Origin of the sequence: Amycolatopsis ruanii, from assembly GCF_003385175.1 — a bacterium.
GTDB lineage: Bacteria > Actinomycetota > Actinomycetes > Mycobacteriales > Pseudonocardiaceae > Amycolatopsis_E > Amycolatopsis_E thermalba.
Genome location: NZ_PQHY01000013.1, coordinates 54,111 through 70,163, shown reverse-complemented (window position 1 = coordinate 70,163; position 16,053 = coordinate 54,111). Strand labels below are relative to the sequence as shown.

The window sequence follows — 16,053 nt, the reverse complement described above, 5'->3', positions numbered from 1 at the left end:
CCTCGCCCGCCTGATCGCCCGGTTCGTCGCCACCTGCAAGTGCGGAGCCCGCATCCCGGCCGACCAGGTCATGTGCTCGGACTGCGCCAACAAGTAGCCCACTGTCGCGAAAGGACACGCCACCGATGGGAAGCAACAAAGGACTCGTGCACCGCGGCTCCAAGTCCTGGTGGACCGGCGACGTCAAGACCCTCTGCGGTCTCATCATCCCCGGCCGGGACGCCAAGTCGCCGTGGCTCACCAGCCCGGCCTGCCCGCAGTGCGAGGCCGTTCTCGAAGCCCGCAAGCGCAAGTAGCCCACCGACCCTGCCGGGCCGCCCGTCCGACTCGCCTCCGGGCGGCCCGGCAGTCCCAAGACCGTCAGCACTCGCGAAAGGTTCCCCATGCCTACCGCCACCGCGACCGACGCCCTGACCGACCCGGAGCGCCAGTTCCTCGGCTGCCTGATGCAGCTGCCCGCCCGCCCGGCGCGGCGGCTGCTGGCCGGGATGCGCGCCACCGACTTCACCGGCGGCATGTCCGCCCACGTCCTCCAACTCGCCATCGAGGTCGTGGCCGCCGAGCACACCCCGGCCCCGGTCACCCTCTACACCCACGCCATCGCCACCGGGCAGGCACCGGGCGAGAAGCGCCGCGAGTGGCTGTCCGGCTGGCTGGCCGACACCTTCCGCGACGCCCCCGTGCCCGGGCTGGCCGACCACCTCAAGGGCGTCCTGTTGGAGGCCGCGTGGCGACGTGCGCTGCTCGCCCACGCCCGCCGGATCGAGCAGGCCGTGGCCGGCTCGCCCACGGCGGTGCTGCGTGAGCTGGCCGACGACACCGCCGCCATCGACGAGCTGTGGACCCGCTATGAGGCCGCTACGACGGCCAACCCGACGCACTTGGAGGTGGCTGCCTGATGTTCACCGTGACCGACCTGTTCTGCGGCGCCGGGGGTTCCGGGCTCGGCGCGACCGCCGTGCCGGGTGTGGAGCTGGTGATGGCTGCCAACCACAGTCCGCGGGCGATCGAGACCCACGCCGCGAACTTCCCCGGCTGCGAGCACGACTGCGCCGACATCTCCCAAGTGGAGCCGCGCCGCTACCGGCGCACCAACATCCTGTGGGCAAGCCCGGAGTGCACCAACCACTCGATCGCGAAGGGCCGCAAGCGCGCCAGCGTGCAGCCGAGCCTGTTCGACGAGCCCGTGCCGGACCACGTGGCGGAGCGGTCGCGGGCGACGATGTGGGACGTGCCCCGCTTCGCCGAGGTGCACCGCTACGACGCCGTGATCGTGGAGAACGTGGTCGATGCGGCGAAGTGGGCGCCGTTTCGGGCGTGGCTGCTGGCGATGGACTCCTACGGCTACGAGCACAAGATCGTGTCGCTGAACTCCATGCACGCCCCGGCGATCGCCGCGCCGCGCGCGCCGCAGTCGCGGGACCGGATGTACGTGGTGTTCTGGCGCAAGGGCAACCCCGCCCCGAACCTCGACATCCGCCCGAAGGCGTGGTGCCCCACCTGCGAGCGGGAGGTGCGGGCGATCCAGGCGTGGAAGGGCACCGCACGGGTCGGCCGCTACCGGCAGCAGTACCTCTACCGCTGCCCATCGGCCACCTGCCGTCACCAGATCGTGGAGCCCTACGTGCTGCCTGCGGCGGCCGCGATCGACTGGAGCCTGCCCGGGCAGCGCATCGGCGACCGCGACAAGCCCCTGTCCGCCAAGACCCTCGCCCGCATCCGGGCCGGGATGCTGCGCTACGCCACGCCGCAACTGGTCACTGCGGGCGGCTCGTGGAACGACACCAGCTACCCGACCAGCCAGCCGTTCCGGACCCGCACCACGAGGGAGGCCGAAGGGCTGATCGTGCCGCTGGAAGGCCGCGACGGCAAAGAAGCCCGCCACACCGGCGAGCCGTTCCGGACGCAGACCACGCGGCACCAGGACGCCCTGGTGGTGCCCTACTACGGCACCGCCACCACCGCCGCGCCGGCCGCCGACCCCATCGGCACGCTCACCACCCGCGACCGCTACGGGCTGGCGTTCATCGCCGAGCTGCGCGGGGGCGGCTCCACCGCCCGCGACGTCCGCGAGCCCCTGGCCACCGTCTGCGCCAGCGGCAACCACCACATGCTCGTCCGCCAGCGCCCCGCATCCCAGCCCCACCGGGCCGGGCTGGACCTCGCGCGGTTCGCGGTCGGCACCGACGGCACCACCCACAACCGCGGAGACCTGCCACCGGCTGTCGCGAACGCCTCGTTCCGGATGCTCACCGTCGCCGAGATCCAGGCCGCCATGGCGTTCACCCCGGATTACGTGATCACCGGCAGCAAGCGCGAGCAGGTGCGCCAGCTCGGCAACGGCGTCACCCCGCCCGCCGCTGAATGGCTCGTCCGCTCCGTCGTCGCCTCCCTCGACACCACCGTCCACGACAGCTTGGAGGCTGCCTGATGACCCCAAATCGCGGGGCGACGCTGCTCGCCCAGCTCCACGACGCGCTGACCCGGTACGTCGTGATGCCCTCCGACCAGGCCACCGATGCCGTGGTGCTCTGGATCGCCGCCACCCACGTCCAACCCGCGTGGGCGCACGCGCCGCGGCTGGTGATCCGGGCACCGGAGCGGCGGTGCGGCAAGTCGCGGCTGCTCGACATCGTGGAAGCCACCAGCCACGACCCGCTGATCACGGTCAACGCCAGCCCCGCGGCGGTGTACCGCTCGATCACCCCGGACCCGCCGGTGCTGCTGGTGGACGAGGCCGACACCATCTTCGGGCCGAAGGCCGGGGACAACGAGGACCTGCGCGGGCTGCTCAACGCCGGACACCAGCGCGGCCGGCCAGCTCTGCGCTACGACGCCGCCACCTCCAAGGTCGTCACCATCCCCACCTTCGCCATGGCCGCGCTCGCCGGGATCGGCGCGATGCCCGACACCATCGAGGACCGCGCCGTGGTCGTGCACATGCGCCGCCGCGCCGCCGGGGAGAAGACGTTCCCCTACCGCGCCCGCCGCGACCGGGAACCGCTCCGCGCGCTGGCGCAGCAGCTCACCGAGTGGCTGCGCGGGGACATGGCCATCCTCGAGCGAGCCGAGCCCGCCATGCCGGTTGAGGACCGGGCAGCCGACACCTGGGAACCGCTGGTGGCCGTCGCCGACCACGCCGGGGGCGACTGGCCGGAACGCGCCCGCGCCGCCGCCGTGGAGATGACCCGCGAGCACAACGAGACCGGGGAAATCTCCGACCGGCTGCGGCTGCTCATCGACTGCCGCACCGCCTTCGCCGACGACCTCGCGTTGCCCACGGCCGAGCTGCTGCACCGCCTGCGCGGACTGGAGGAGTCCCCGTGGCGGGAGTTCGGGCCGACCGGGCTCACCGCCATGAAGCTCGGCTCGCTGCTCAAGGAGTACGGCATCCGCTCGGCCACCATCCGCTTCCCCGGCAGCGGGCAAGCCAAGGGCTACCAGCGCGCGGACTTCGCCGATGCCTGGAACCGCTACGCACCCGATCTCGACACCTCGGCAGGGGGTGAGCCGTCCCAGCCGTACCAGCCTCATAACCGCAGCTCAGACCCGGTACGGCTTGACGAGTGGTACGGCTCAAGCCGTACCAGCAAAAAAGCCGTACCGCCCCTGACCAGCAAAAACGACGCTGGTACGGCTGGGACGGCAACCCCCCTCAAAGTCGTCGGCAACAACGCCTGACCGCCCGCATGAAGGAGGAATGCGATGGACACGCCACCGGTGCCTGAGCGGCAGCTCTACCGCATCACCGAGGCCATGCGCCTGCTGTCGATGAGCCGATCCGTCATCTACGAGCAGATCCGTGCGGGACGCCTCCTCTCGGTCAAACAGGGCCGGGCCCGGCTCATCCCGGCCCGGGCGATCAGCGACTACGTCCAACTCCTCATCGACGAATCGGAGGTCATGAGTGGCGAAGCAGCGTAGCAACGGCGACGGGGGACTGTTCTGGGAGGAATCCCGGCAGCGCTGGCGCGCTGAGGTCACCATCGGCTACACCCCGGCCGGAAAGCGCCGGACGCGAAGGGCCTACGCCAAGACCAAGACCGAGGCCAAGAGCAAGCTCAAAGAGCTGTTCAAGGACCTCGAAGAGGGCATCACCGAAGACCGGAAGTACACCGTCGCACACGCGGTCCGCGACTTCCTCGCATACGGCCTGCCACGGCGCAGCACCGGCACGGTGGACAAGCTCACCAACCTGGCAAACACGCACATCATCCCCGGCTTAGGCGCCCGGAAGCTCCGGGAGCTGACAGCCGACGACGTGGACCGCTGGCTGGCCGATCGAGCGAAAGTGCTGTCCACTCGCTCGCTCCGGGAGGTGCTGTCGCTGCTCCGGCGCAGCATCGAGCGAGCCCAGAAGCGCGAGAAGGTGCGCCGCAACGTCGTGCTCCTCTGCGAGGTCCCCGAGGGCCGGGCGGGACGTCCCTCGAAGTCCCTGACGCTCGAACAGGCGGAAGCCGTGCTGCGGGCTGCTGAGGGGACGCCGATGCGCGCCTACGTGGTTGTGTCGCTCCTCACTGGCGCGCGGACCGAGGAGATGCGAGCACTGACCTGGTCGCACGTCGATCTCGTCGGCCGCCCGGACGGCAACCCGCCCATCCCGCCGCACATGATGGTGTGGCGCTCGGTCCGCGAGCACGGCGACACGAAGACGCGGAAGTCTCGCCGGTCGCTGGCCCTGCCGAAGCGCTGTGTCGAGGCGCTGAGGGCACACCAGGCCAAGCAGGACTACATGCGGACGTTGGCGCGCGACCGGTGGCAGGAGACCGGCCTGGTGTTCTCCTCCGCCGTGGGGACCGAACTGGACGCCGCCAACGTCCGCCGCGCGTTCCGGAAGGTGGTCGAAAAGGCCGGGCTGGAAGCCAAGGACTGGACGCCTCGTGAGCTACGGCACAGCTTCGTCTCGCTGCTCTCAGACAGCGGCGTACCGATCGAGCAGATTTCGCGCCTGATGGGCCACAACGGGACGGCCGTGACCGAGCTGGTCTACCGGCACCAGCTCCGACCGGTGATCGAGCACGGCGCCGAAGCGATGGACCGGATCTTCGCGAGCTGACCGCTCCAAGCACGGATCTGCGGGCAATGTCGCTCAGAATGACGCTCAGCCCCCGTTTCCCTTGGTTGGGAGACGGGGGCTGAGCTGCTGTGGGCCCAGGAGGACTTGAACCTCCGACCTCTTCGTTATCAGCGAAGCGCTCTAACCGCCTGAGCTATGGGCCCTCGAACGGAGAGAAGACTACAACATGCCTTCTACTCGCGTTCCGACAGGGTCACCTCCAGGCCTCCGGCCAGGTCGGCGGACACGTTGTAGATGAACGCGCTCACCGTGGCCAGCGCCGAGAGCAGCACGATGTTGATCGCGCCGAGGATGGCTGCGATGCCGAACACCCGGCCGGCGCTGATGAGTGGCTCGTTGGTCACGCCGGCGCCCTCGCCGGACACCAGGGACGAGTACGTGCCGTTCAGCTTGTCCCAGACGCCCATGCCGTCCAGCACCGTGTACAGCACGCCGACGGCCACCAGCCACACGAAGAACAGCGCGACACCGAGAACCAGCGACAGCTTCAGCACCGACCACGGGTCGAACCGCTTGATCTGCAGGCTCGCCCGGCGCGGGCCGCGACCGGGGCGGCGCAAGGCGCTGGGCGCCGAACGTCCCTTGGTGCCGGCACTGGCCACGCTCACCGTCTCCTGCCCCCTCAACCCTGCCAACGCGTCGTCGCGCGCCGCGGGGTTGCCGAACAGACCCTGCGCCGCCGAACCGCTGACGACGGGATTGTCGTCACCGTTCGAGTACAACACAGTTTTCTCGGCCTGGCCTTCCGACGACCACCCATCGCGGTAACCACCGCTCGACTCGGTGGTCGTGCCCTGACCGGCGTCACGGCTCAGCCGCTGCCAGGGCGGCGTGCCCGCGTCACCGGTCTGCGCACCGTGCTGTTCGGGGTTCTCCGGTGTCGTCACTTAGCTCTCTTCCGAGACGGGTTCTTCGGTTCCTCCGTTGCCTTCACCATTACCGACGCCCGAGGGCTCATCAGCGTTGCGTGCCACCGCGAGAAGAGTCGTCCCCTCCCCGAGGTTGATCAGCCGCACGCCCTTCGTCTGCCGGCCCGCCTTGCGCACCTGGTCCGCCGGCGTGCGGATGACCCCGCCGCTGGAGGTGATGGCGTAGAGCTCGTCGTCGGCGTCGACGATGAGCGCCCCCACCAGCCTGCCACGCTTGCGGTCGTGCTGGATGGTCAGCACGCCCTTGCCGCCGCGGCCCTGCACCGGGTAGTCCTCGATCGGCGTCCGCTTGGCGTAGCCGCCGTCGGTCGCGACCAGCAGGAACTTGTCCGGCTTGACCACGTTCAGCGCGAGCAGCTCGTCACCGTCGTTGAACCGCATGCCGAGCACACCCGAGGTCGGGCGGCCCATCGGGCGCAGCGTCTCGTCGGTGGCGTGGAAGCGGATCGACTGGCCCTCGGCCGACACCAGCAGCAGGTCGTCCTCCGGCCCGGCGAGCACCGCGCCGACCAGCTCGTCGCCCTCGCGCAGGTTGATGCCGATCAGGCCGCCGGAGCGGTTCGAGTCGAACTCGCTCAGCCGCGTCTTCTTGACCAGGCCCTTCTTCGTGGCCAGCACCAGGTACGGCGCGACCTCGTAGTTCGGGATCTCGATGATCTGCGCGATCGTCTCGTCCGGCTGGAACGCGAGCAGGTTCGCCACGTGCTGGCCACGCGCGGCGCGGTTCGCCTCGGGCAGCTCGTAGGCCTTCGCGCGGTAGACGCGGCCCTTGTTGGTGAAGAACAGGATCCAGTCGTGCGTCGAGCACACGAAGAAGTGCTGGACGATGTCGTCCTGCTTGAGCTGGGCACCCTGCACACCCTTGCCGCCGCGGCGCTGCGACCGGTACAGGTCGGTCTTGGTCCGCTTCGCGTAGCCGGTGCGCGTGATGGTGACCACCACGTCCTCGACCGCGATCAGGTCCTCGACCGACACGTCGCCGTCGAACGGGATGATCTGGGTGCGCCGGTCGTCGCCGAACTTGTCGACGATCTCGGTCAGCTCGTCCTTGACGATCTGACGCTGCCGCTCCGGCTTGTCCAGGATGTCCTGCAGGTCGGCGATCTCGAGTTCGATCTTCGCCAGCTCGTCGACGATCTTCTGGCGCTCCAGGGCGGCCAGGCGGCGCAGCTGCATGTCCAGGATCGCGGTGGCCTGGATCTCGTCGATGTCCAGCAGCTCGATCAGGCCGGTGCGCGCCTCGTCGACCGTCGGCGAGCGGCGGATCAACGCGATGACCTCGTCCAGCTGGTCCAGCGCCTTGACCAGGCCGCGCAGGATGTGGGCGCGTTCCTCGGCCTTGCGCAGGCGGAACCGGGTCCGCCGGACGATGACCTCGATCTGGTGCTTGACGTAGTGCCGGACGACCTGGTCCAGCCGCAGCGTGCGCGGCACCCCGTCGACCAGGGCCAGCATGTTGACGCCGAAGTTGTACTGCAGCTGGGTGTGCTTGTAGAGGTTGTTCAGCACGACCTTGGCGACCGCGTCCCGCTTGAGCGTGACCACGATCCGCATGCCGCGCCGGCTGTTCGACTCGTCGGCGATGTCGGCGATGCCGGTCAGCTTGCCGTCGCGCACCAGGGTGGCGATGTTCTCCACCAGGTTGTCCGGGTTGACCTGGTAGGGCAGCTCGGTGACGACCAGGGTGGTCCGGCCGCGGGTGTCCTCTTCGACCTCGACCACCGCGCGCATCCGGATCGAGCCGCGGCCGGTGCGGTAGGCCTCCTCGATCCCGGACGTGCCCAGGATCAGGCCCTTCGTCGGGAAGTCCGGCCCCTTGATGCGCTGCATGAGCGCGGCGAGTGTCTCGTCCTCGCCGGCTTCCCAGTTGTCCAGCGCCCAGATCACGCCGTCGGCGACCTCGCGCAGGTTGTGCGGCGGGATGTTGGTCGCCATGCCGACCGCGATCCCCGACGTGCCGTTGACCAGCAGGTTCGGGATGCGCGACGGCAGGACGTCCGGCTCCTGCGTGCGGCCGTCGTAGTTCGGCGAGAAGTCGACGGTCTCCTCTTCGATGTCCCGCAGCATCTCCATCGCCAGCGGGTCGAGGCGCGACTCGGTGTACCGCATGGCCGCCGCGGGGTCGTTGCCCGGCGAGCCGAAGTTGCCCTGGCCGTCGATCAGCGGGTACCGCAGCGCCCACGGCTGGGCCAGCCGCACGAGGGCGTCGTAGATCGCCGAGTCGCCGTGCGGGTGGTAGTTGCCCATCACGTCGCCGACCACGCGCGAGCACTTGTTGTACCCGCGGTCCGGCCGGAAACCCGAGTCGTACATCGAGTACAGCACCCGGCGGTGCACCGGCTTGAGCCCGTCGCGCACGTCCGGCAGGGCGCGCGACACGATCACGCTCATCGCGTATTCGATGTACGAGCGCTGCATCTCGTGCTGGATGTCGACCGGCTCGGTGCGGTCGTGTTCCGGCGGCATGGTTTCCGTCATGGGGTCCTTCTACTGACGAATGGGCAAGGCGGAGTCGGGGCGCGCTACACGTCGAGGAAGCGGACGTCCTTGGCGTTGCGGGTGATGAACGAGCGCCGGGCTTCGACGTCCTCGCCCATCAGCACGCTGAACAGCTCGTCCGCCGCGGCGGCGTCGTCCAGCGTGACCTGCAGCAGCAGCCGGCGGGCCGGGTCCATGGTGGTCTCCCACAGCTCTTCGGCGTTCATCTCGCCGAGACCCTTGTACCGCTGGATCGCGTCGTCCTTCGGCAGCTTGCGGCCGGCTTCGGCGCCGGCGGCGATCAGGCCGTCGCGCTCCTTGTCCGAGTACGCGTACTCCGGCTCCGACCGCGGCCACTTGATCTTGTAGAGCGGCGGCTGCGCGAGGTAGACGTGGCCGTGCTCGATCAGCGGGCGCATGAACCGGAACAGCAGCGTCAGCAGCAGGGTGCGGATGTGCTGGCCGTCGACGTCGGCGTCGGCCATCAGCACGATCTTGTGGTAGCGCAGCTTCGAGATGTCGAAGTCGTCGTGGATGCCGGTGCCCAGCGCGGTGATCAGCGACTGGACCTCGTTGTTCTTGAGCACCCGGTCGATCCGGGCCTTCTCCACGTTGATGATCTTGCCGCGGATCGGCAGGATCGCCTGGAACCGCGACTCCCGCCCCTCCTTGGCCGACCCGCCAGCGGAGTCACCCTCCACGATGTAGAGCTCGCACTCCTCCGGGTTGGTCGACTGGCAGTCCTTGAGCTTGCCGGGCAGGCCGCCGATCTCCAGCGCGCCCTTGCGGCGCACCAGGTCGCGGGCCCGGCGGGCGGCCATCCGCGCCTGCGCGCTGGACAGCGCCTTGTTGATGATCGTCTTGGCTTCGCTCGGGTTGCGCTCGAACCAGTCGGACAGCCACTCGTTGGTCTTGGACTGGACGAACGACTTGGCCTCGCTGTTGCCCAGCTTGGTCTTGGTCTGGCCCTCGAACTGCGGCTCGGCCAGCTTGATCGAGATGATCGCGGTGAGGCCCTCGCGCACGTCGTCGCCGGAGAGGTTCTCGTCCTTCTCCTTGAGGAGTTTCTTGTCCCGCGCGTAGGCGTTGACCACCCGGGTCAGCGCGGCGCGGAAGCCCTCCTCGTGGGTGCCGCCCTCGTGGGTGTTGATGGTGTTGGCGAAGGTGTGCACCGAGGGCGTGAACGAGTTGTTCCACTGCATCGCGACCTCGACTTCGAGGCCCTCGCCCTTGGCCTCGAAGCAGATGATGCTCGAGTGGATCGGGTCCTTCGAGCCGTTGATGTGCTTGACGAAGTCCTCGAGCCCGCCCGGGTAGTGGTAGACGCGCTCCTTGACCCGCGCCTGCTTGCCGTCGGCGTCGGCCTCGGTCTCCGCCTCGGTGACCCGCTCGTCGCGCAACGTGATGCTCAGGCCCTTGTTCAGGAAGGCCATCTCCTGCAGGCGGCGCGAGACCGTCTCCGTGTTGTACGTGGTGGTCTCGAAGATGTCCGGGTCGGCCCAGAACGTGGTGCAGGTGCCGGTGCCCTCGGCGGGGCCGGCCTCCTGCAGCGGACCGGGCTTGGAGTGGTCGAAGTGCTGGCGCCACTTCTTGCCGTCGCGGGAGACCTCGACGTCGAGCGCCTTGGACAGGGCGTTCACGACGGAGACGCCGACGCCGTGGAGGCCGCCGGAGACCGCGTAGCTCTCGCTGTCGAACTTGCCCCCGGCGTGCAGCACGGTGTGCACGATCTCCAGGGTCGACTTCTTGTGGACCGGGTGCTCCTCGACCGGGATGCCGCGGCCGTCGTCGACGACGCGGACGCCGCCGTCGGCCAGGAGCGTGACCTCGACCTTCGTCGCGTAACCGGCCATGGCCTCGTCGACCGAGTTGTCCACGACCTCCCAGATCAGGTGGTGCAGGCCGCGTTCACCGGTGGAACCGATGTACATGCCGGGTCGCTTGCGGACCGCCTCGAGACCCTCGAGCACCGTGATGGAGGACGCGTTGTAGTCGTTCTGCTGAGCTGCCACGAGCCTGCTTTCTCCTCAGTCTTGCCCAAGGGGCTCCCCACTCGTGTTTATTCTACTTGGCCAGCTCCGCTGACATGCCGCAAGGACACCCCTGATTTCGTCACAGAGGCCCGAACGCGAGCGAGGACGGGTCCGGCGCTATCCGGCCGGGGTCGAGCCGCGATATGACGCGCTCAGTCACCCATAGGTGTCGCGCGGCCCGCGACCGGGCACGTGCCGCGGGCCCTTCCGCCAGCTCGGGGCGGTCGGACCGTGGATGCGCATCCGCTTGACCACGCCGTGACCGACCTTGGCCGCGATCTTGGCGATGAGCTGGCCCTGGAGCAGGCGCAGCTGCGTGGCCCAGGCGGTCGAGTCGGCGCGGACGGTGAGTTCGCCGTCCTTCAACGTCACCGGCTGGGCGTGCTCGGCGACGTCCTCGCCGACCAGGCGAGCCCACTCGCCGAAGACGCGGCTGCTGGTCACGCGCTCCTGCCAGCCCCGCTCGGACACCAGCCTGCCGACGAGCCTGCCGAGCGGCTGCGGGTCGCGGGCGTCCGGGCCCGGCCCCGACCAGCGGCGGCGGCGCGGGTTCTGGCCGCTCAGCTCGAACTTGCGACGGCCCGGCTCGGTGCCCCGGGCGTCGGCCTTGGCGCGAGCGGCGGCCAGGGCGGAGCGGACCAGATCACGTCCGGTAGTGTTCCCGTTCGGCCCAGCCGGGCCATCACCGTCCGTATCTGATCCACTCTTCTGGGGAGTTTGCGCCGCTTCTGACGCGGTTGAAGATCGCTCGTTCGGCCGCTTGGTCACGCGCGGCGATAACGCGTTCACCGTGTTATCCACACTATCCACAGAGTTGTCCCCAGATCGGTGGGTAACTCCTGTGGTCCCGGTCACTCGCCGTTGCTCATCAGGCACGCTTCACCTCCCCGTCGGCGACGGTGAACCGGACCCCGGCCAGTTCCCCGGGCACGTCCTCGTCCACCGCCGCGGTGACCAGCACCTGTTCGGCACCGGCGGCCACCTCGGCCAGCCGCGACCGGCGCCGCCGGTCGAGCTCGGCGAAGACGTCGTCGAGCAGGAGCACCGGTTCCCCCGCTTCCCGCCGCAGCAGCTCGTAGGACGCCAGCCGCAGCGCGAGGGCGAACGACCAGGATTCCCCATGGCTCGCGTAGCCCTTCGCGGGGGCCTCCCCCAGGATGATTTCCAGCTCGTCGCGGTGCGGGCCGACCAGGCTGATCCCTCGTTCCAGCTCCTGCTGCCGCACCTGCGCCATCGCCTCGACGAGGATACCGGTCAGCACCTCCGGCTCGGCGCGTTTCCCGTCCGGCACCCCGTACCCCTCGGGCAGGGCCGCGCCCAGGCTCGACCGGTAGGAGATCGTCGCCGGCCGCGAGTCGGGCGCCACCCCGGCGTAGGCCGCGGTGGTGTGCGGACCGAGGTCGGCGACCAGGTCGAGACGCGCGGCGAGCAGCTGGGCGCCGACCACCGAGAGGTGGTTGTCCCACACCTCGAGCGTCGACAGCGCGTACGGGTCGTCGCGCGCGGCACCTTTCTTCTTGCCCGCCGTCTTCAACAGCGCGTTGCGCTGCTTGAGGATCCGCTCGTAGTCGGCGCGCACCCCCGCGTACCGGGGCGCGCGCTGCACCAGCAGGTCGTCCATGAACCGGCGGCGCTCGCCCGGGTCGCCGCGCACCAGCGCCAGGTCCTCCGGGGAGAACAAGACGGTGCGCAGGATCCCGAGGATGTCGCGCGGCTTGCCGACCGCGCCGCGGTTGACCCGGGCGCGGTTCGCCCGGCCGGGGTTGATCTCCAGCTCGACGGTCAGCTCGCGGTCCTCGTTGACCACGGCCGCCCGCACGAGTGCCCGCTCACAACCGTGCCGCACCAGCGGGGCGTCGGTCGCGACCCGGTGTGACCCGAGGGTCGCCAGGTAACCGATCGCCTCCAGCAGGTTGGTCTTCCCGCGGCCGTTCTGGCCGACGAGCACCGTCGGACCGGGTGTGAGCGGCAGGTCCGCGTGCTCCCAGGAACGGAAGTCGGTGACCTGCAGATGCCGTACGTGCACGGCGCAGTGCCTACTCGCCGACCTTCTTCACGGCGTGACCGCCGAACTGGTTGCGCAGCGCGGCGACCGCCCGCATCGCGGACGAGTCCTTCCGCCGCGAGGCGAACCGCGCGAACAGGGCGGCCGAGATGACCGGCGCCGGCACCGCGTGGTTGATGGCCTCCTCCAGGGTCCAGCGGCCCTCGCCGGAGTCCTCGACGTAACCCTCGAGGTCGTCCAGCTCGGGGTCCTCGTCCAGGGCGCGCACCAGCAGGTCGAGCAGCCAGGACCGGACGACGGTGCCGCGCTGCCAGCCCTTGATCACGGCCGGCACGTCCTCGACCACCTTCGCGGCTTCGAGCAGCTCGAAGCCCTCGGCGTAGGCCTGCATCAGGCCGTACTCGATGCCGTTGTGGATCATCTTCGCGTAGTGACCGGCGCCGACCGAGCCGGCGTGCGAGAAGCCCTCCTCGCGGGGACCGTCCGGGCGCAGCGCGTCGAAGATCGGCATGGCGCGCTCGACGAGCGCCTTGTCACCGCCGACCATCAGGCCGTAGCCGTTCTCCTTGCCCCACACGCCACCGGAGACACCGCAGTCGAGGTAGCCGATGCCCTTCGCGGACAGCACCTCGGCGTTGTGCTTGTCGTCGGTGAACCGGGAGTTGCCGCCGTCGATCACCAGATCGCCCTCGGCGAGCAGCTCGCCGAGCTCGGCCACCGTCTCGCGGGTCGGCCCGCCCGCCGGGACCATCACCCAGACGATGCGCGTCGCGTCCAGTTTGGACACCATGTCGGCGAGCGAGGTCGAGTCCGAGACCGCCTGGTTGCGGTCGTAGCCGACCACCTCGTGCCCGGCGGCGCGCAGCCGCTCGCGCATGTTGAAGCCCATCCGGCCGAGGCCGACCAGTCCCAGCTGAACCATGGAACTCCCCTTCGTGCTTTCTCCGTCGCGGTCAGCCGGGTAGGCGGACCGGCATCAGTAGATAGAGGTAACCAGGAACGACCTGGCCCTGCTCGTCGGCCGGCTTGATCAAAGCCGGACGGTTCGGGGTGGTGAAGGTCAGCTCGGCCCGGTCGTGGTGCAGCGCGCCCAGGCCGTCGACGAGGTAGCCCGGGTTGAACGCGATCGTGACCGGCTCGCCTTCGTACTCCACCGGCAGCTCCTCTTCGGCGCTGCCCTCGTCGTCACCGCCGGCCGACAGGCGCAGCGAGTTGTCCCCGAACTCCAGCCGGACCTGGGTACCCCGCTCGGCCACCAGCGACACGCGTTTGATCGCCTCGGAGAGCGGGGACACCTCGATCACCGCGCGGGAGGAGTGCTGGTTCGGGAGGAGCTGCCGGTATGGCGGGAACTCGGCGTCGAGCAGCCGGGTGGTCGTGTAGCGGCCGTTGCCGGACAGGCCGAGCAGGCCCTCGCCGCTGGCGAGCCCGACCGAGACCTTGTTGCCCGCGGTGCCGAGCGACTTGGCCGCCTCGGCGAGGGTGCGCGCCGGGACCAGGACCGCGGCGTCGGCCAGTCCCTCGACCGGTTCCCACGCGAACTCGCGCATCGCCAGGCGGAAGCGGTCGGTGGCCACGAGGGTGAGCGAGTTGCCGGAGATCTCCAGCCGCATGCCGGTCAGCATCGGCAGGGTGTCGTCCTTGCCGGCCGCGACGGCGACCTGGGTGACGGCCTGGCCGAACGCCTCACCGGCGACCTCACCGGCGAACGTCGGCTGGGCCGGGAGCTGCGGGTAGTCCTCGACGGGCATGGTCGGCAGGCTGAACCGGGCGCTGCCGCAGGTGATGGAGGCGCGGGAGCCGTCGACGGAGATCTCGACCGGCTGGGCCGGGAGCGCCTTGGTGATGTCGGCGAGTAGCCGCCCGGACACCAGGAGGCGTCCCCCGTCGGCGATCGTCGCCGGGACGCCGACCGTCGCCGACACCTCGTAGTCGAAGCCGGAGACGGTGAGGGCGTCGGTCGAGCCGTCCGATCCGGCGTCGAGCAGCACCCCGCCCAGGACCGGGACCGGTGGCCTCGACGGCAGGCTGCGTGCCACCCACGCGACGGCGTCCGCGAGCCCGTCGCGCTCGACGCGGATCTTCATGTGCCCATCCTTTCGACAGCCGAGCCCCTCATCGCGGCCCGAGAAGATCGACAAACGTCCCCGGGCAGGCCTCGAGCAGCGCGCTGACCAGGGATCTCACAGTGTGGTGTGGCCCGGTGCCGATGTCGCCAACGACGAGCGGGCTGGGTGTGGATACCCACGTTAGAACGTGAGCGGCACCGCCGTCACTCGGGGCACGCCATCGACTTGTCGACAAGACGATCTCGTCCGGAGCTCTGTCCCCATGTCCACAGCCCCCTGTTTTTCTCCGAAGGACTTCTTGAGAAAAAACCAAGGGCAGTGACAGTAATAGGGGCTGTGGATTCTGGGGACTACTGCCGTTGTCGCAGGTCCGCTCGCGCGGCGGGGTGTGGACAGCTGTGGAGTACTTCCGGTGGACAACTCGGGCGGTCCGTGGACAACTTCGGGCGCTCCCCAGATGATCCACAGTTGTCCCCAGCTGTCCACAGAACTGTCCCCAGTTGTGGGGATGTTCGTCCCCATGGCCGCGCACAGACGCGGTCGCCGCAGAACCCACCCAGTGGGTGACCGGGGTCGCGGCGATCGATGCGTTCTCGTTACGGGGATCACAGATTCCGCGTCGCAGCGCGGCCCGCCGCGGCCGCACTCGCTGTCACACAAGCGATTCCGGCCCACGCGACGAACGGCAGCCGCTCGCCGAGCACGAGCGCGCCGGCCACTCCGGCCACCGCCGCTTCGAGGCTCTCCAGCACCGCGACCGTGCGCGCTGGAACCCGGCGCAGTGCGGCGAGGTCGAGCGAGTACGGGATCACGGCCGACAGCACCGCGACGCCGAAACCGGCCAGCAGCAAGGAAGGTCGCCACACCGGGGCGGTCACGCCGAAGGGCAGCGCGAGGACCGCGGCCACCGTCACGGCGAACGCGAGCATCGATCCATCCGGGACACTCGCGCCGACTTTCCGGCTCAGCACCAGGTATCCGCCCATCGACGCGGCGGACAGCAGAGCGAACGCCACACCCGCCGCCGGAAGTGTCGTCCCGGACGGCGAATGGAACAGCCACACCCCGAAGGCGGCGACGAGCGCGAAGCCGACATCGCGCGCGCGGCGTGCCGTCGCCACCGCGACCGTCAGCGGACCGAGCAACTGCAAGGCGCTCGCCACACCCATCGGCAGGAAACCCAGCGCGGGGTAGATCAGGTTCATCCCGGCGATCGCGGCGCCGAAACCCAGCACCGGCGGCAGGTTCCGCCACGACGGCAACGCCGGACGGTGGATCGCGAGCAGGACGATCGCGGCGAAGACGAGCCGCAGCACGACCACCCCGCCCGGACCGGCCGCGGCGAAGAGCTGTTTGCCGAACGCCTGTCCGGTCTGCACGCTCACGACGCTGCCGAGGACGAGAAGTGCGGCTCCCATGCCGTCGAGTCTTGGCGCGGAACCGGTGCAGATCCATCGAGACT

General features: G+C 69.8%; 14 protein-coding genes and 1 tRNA gene. 6 read left to right on the top strand and 9 right to left on the bottom strand.

What is annotated here, in order from left to right; all coding sequences use genetic code 11:
• Nucleotides 1–125 precede the first annotated feature (125 nt).
• From D0D28_RS36095 to D0D28_RS09880, 6 genes are all read left to right on the top strand, one after another.
• Nucleotides 126–296 carry a hypothetical protein gene (locus D0D28_RS36095; RefSeq protein ID WP_167481440.1) on the top strand — a complete coding sequence of 57 codons (171 nt, stop codon included), beginning with the start codon at nt 126–128 and terminating at the stop codon, nt 294–296.
• Nucleotides 297–383: 87 nt separating this feature from the next.
• Nucleotides 384–899, top strand: a complete 516-nt coding sequence (locus D0D28_RS09900; protein WP_094003335.1) for a hypothetical protein — start codon at nt 384–386, stop codon at nt 897–899.
• The gene (locus D0D28_RS09895) at nt 899–2,431 is read left to right on the top strand and encodes a DNA cytosine methyltransferase (RefSeq protein ID WP_116110422.1); all 1,533 of its coding nucleotides are present in this window, start codon (nt 899–901) and stop codon (nt 2,429–2,431) included. The genes D0D28_RS09900 and D0D28_RS09895 overlap by 1 nt, the downstream gene beginning before the upstream one ends.
• Nucleotides 2,431–3,681 carry a DUF3631 domain-containing protein gene (locus D0D28_RS09890; protein WP_094003333.1) on the top strand — a complete coding sequence of 417 codons (1,251 nt, stop codon included), beginning with the start codon at nt 2,431–2,433 and terminating at the stop codon, nt 3,679–3,681. The genes D0D28_RS09895 and D0D28_RS09890 overlap by 1 nt, the downstream gene beginning before the upstream one ends.
• A gap of 24 nt (nt 3,682–3,705) precedes the next feature.
• Nucleotides 3,706–3,924, top strand: a complete 219-nt coding sequence (locus tag D0D28_RS09885) for a helix-turn-helix domain-containing protein (protein WP_094003332.1) — start codon at nt 3,706–3,708, stop codon at nt 3,922–3,924.
• Nucleotides 3,908–5,056 (top strand): site-specific integrase, encoded by a 1,149-nt coding sequence (locus tag D0D28_RS09880; protein WP_094003331.1) that lies wholly within the window; start codon nt 3,908–3,910, stop codon nt 5,054–5,056. The genes D0D28_RS09885 and D0D28_RS09880 overlap by 17 nt, the downstream gene beginning before the upstream one ends.
• Nucleotides 5,057–5,146: 90 nt before the next feature.
• Here the strand turns inward: D0D28_RS09880 and D0D28_RS09875 are convergent.
• The 9 genes from D0D28_RS09875 to D0D28_RS09835 all read right to left on the bottom strand — a co-directional run bounded on the left by D0D28_RS09875 (nt 5,147) and on the right by D0D28_RS09835 (nt 16,009).
• Nucleotides 5,147–5,220: transfer RNA gene (locus D0D28_RS09875), tRNA-Ile, on the bottom strand.
• A 30-nt stretch (nt 5,221–5,250) separates the two neighbouring features.
• Nucleotides 5,251–5,964, bottom strand: a complete 714-nt coding sequence (locus D0D28_RS09870; protein ID WP_094003330.1) for a DUF3566 domain-containing protein — start codon at nt 5,962–5,964, stop codon at nt 5,251–5,253.
• The gene (gene gyrA, locus D0D28_RS09865) at nt 5,965–8,484 is read right to left on the bottom strand and encodes a DNA gyrase subunit A (protein WP_094003329.1); all 2,520 of its coding nucleotides are present in this window, start codon (nt 8,482–8,484) and stop codon (nt 5,965–5,967) included.
• Nucleotides 8,485–8,528: 44 nt separating this feature from the next.
• Complete coding sequence (gene gyrB, locus D0D28_RS09860; RefSeq protein WP_094003328.1) at nt 8,529–10,496, bottom strand: DNA topoisomerase (ATP-hydrolyzing) subunit B; 1,968 nt, start codon at nt 10,494–10,496, stop codon at nt 8,529–8,531.
• A 177-nt stretch (nt 10,497–10,673) separates the two neighbouring features.
• Nucleotides 10,674–11,159, bottom strand: coding sequence for a DciA family protein (locus D0D28_RS09855; RefSeq protein WP_094003370.1), 486 nt, complete (start codon nt 11,157–11,159; stop codon nt 10,674–10,676).
• A 226-nt stretch (nt 11,160–11,385) separates the two neighbouring features.
• The gene (recF, locus tag D0D28_RS09850; RefSeq protein ID WP_116110421.1) at nt 11,386–12,543 is read right to left on the bottom strand and encodes a DNA replication/repair protein RecF; all 1,158 of its coding nucleotides are present in this window, start codon (nt 12,541–12,543) and stop codon (nt 11,386–11,388) included.
• A 10-nt stretch (nt 12,544–12,553) separates the two neighbouring features.
• The gene (gene gnd, locus D0D28_RS09845; protein ID WP_094003326.1) at nt 12,554–13,444 is read right to left on the bottom strand and encodes a phosphogluconate dehydrogenase (NAD(+)-dependent, decarboxylating); all 891 of its coding nucleotides are present in this window, start codon (nt 13,442–13,444) and stop codon (nt 12,554–12,556) included.
• Between the two features lie 31 nt (nt 13,445–13,475).
• Nucleotides 13,476–14,609, bottom strand: a complete 1,134-nt coding sequence (gene dnaN, locus D0D28_RS09840) for a DNA polymerase III subunit beta (protein ID WP_094003325.1) — start codon at nt 14,607–14,609, stop codon at nt 13,476–13,478.
• 587 nt (nt 14,610–15,196) lie between these two features.
• The gene (locus tag D0D28_RS09835) at nt 15,197–16,009 is read right to left on the bottom strand and encodes an EamA family transporter (protein WP_116110420.1); all 813 of its coding nucleotides are present in this window, start codon (nt 16,007–16,009) and stop codon (nt 15,197–15,199) included.
• Nucleotides 16,010–16,053: the final 44 nt, after the last annotated feature.

Bases quoted from the DNA above. Each gene is read 5' to 3' on its own strand.
- D0D28_RS09835 (WP_116110420.1), bottom strand. From the start codon at position 16,009: ATGGGAGCCGCACTTCTCGTCCTCGGCAGCGTCGTGAGCGTGCAGACC.
- gnd (WP_094003326.1), bottom strand. From the start codon at position 13,444: ATGGTTCAGCTGGGACTGGTCGGCCTCGGCCGGATGGGCTTCAACATG.
- D0D28_RS36095 (WP_167481440.1), top strand. From the start codon at position 126: ATGGGAAGCAACAAAGGACTCGTGCACCGCGGCTCCAAGTCCTGGTGG.
- D0D28_RS09900 (WP_094003335.1), top strand. From the start codon at position 384: ATGCCTACCGCCACCGCGACCGACGCCCTGACCGACCCGGAGCGCCAG.
- D0D28_RS09895 (WP_116110422.1), top strand. From the start codon at position 899: ATGTTCACCGTGACCGACCTGTTCTGCGGCGCCGGGGGTTCCGGGCTC.
- D0D28_RS09890 (WP_094003333.1), top strand. From the start codon at position 2,431: ATGACCCCAAATCGCGGGGCGACGCTGCTCGCCCAGCTCCACGACGCG.
- gyrA (WP_094003329.1), bottom strand. From the start codon at position 8,484: ATGACGGAAACCATGCCGCCGGAACACGACCGCACCGAGCCGGTCGAC.
- dnaN (WP_094003325.1), bottom strand. From the start codon at position 14,609: ATGAAGATCCGCGTCGAGCGCGACGGGCTCGCGGACGCCGTCGCGTGG.
- D0D28_RS09885 (WP_094003332.1), top strand. From the start codon at position 3,706: ATGGACACGCCACCGGTGCCTGAGCGGCAGCTCTACCGCATCACCGAG.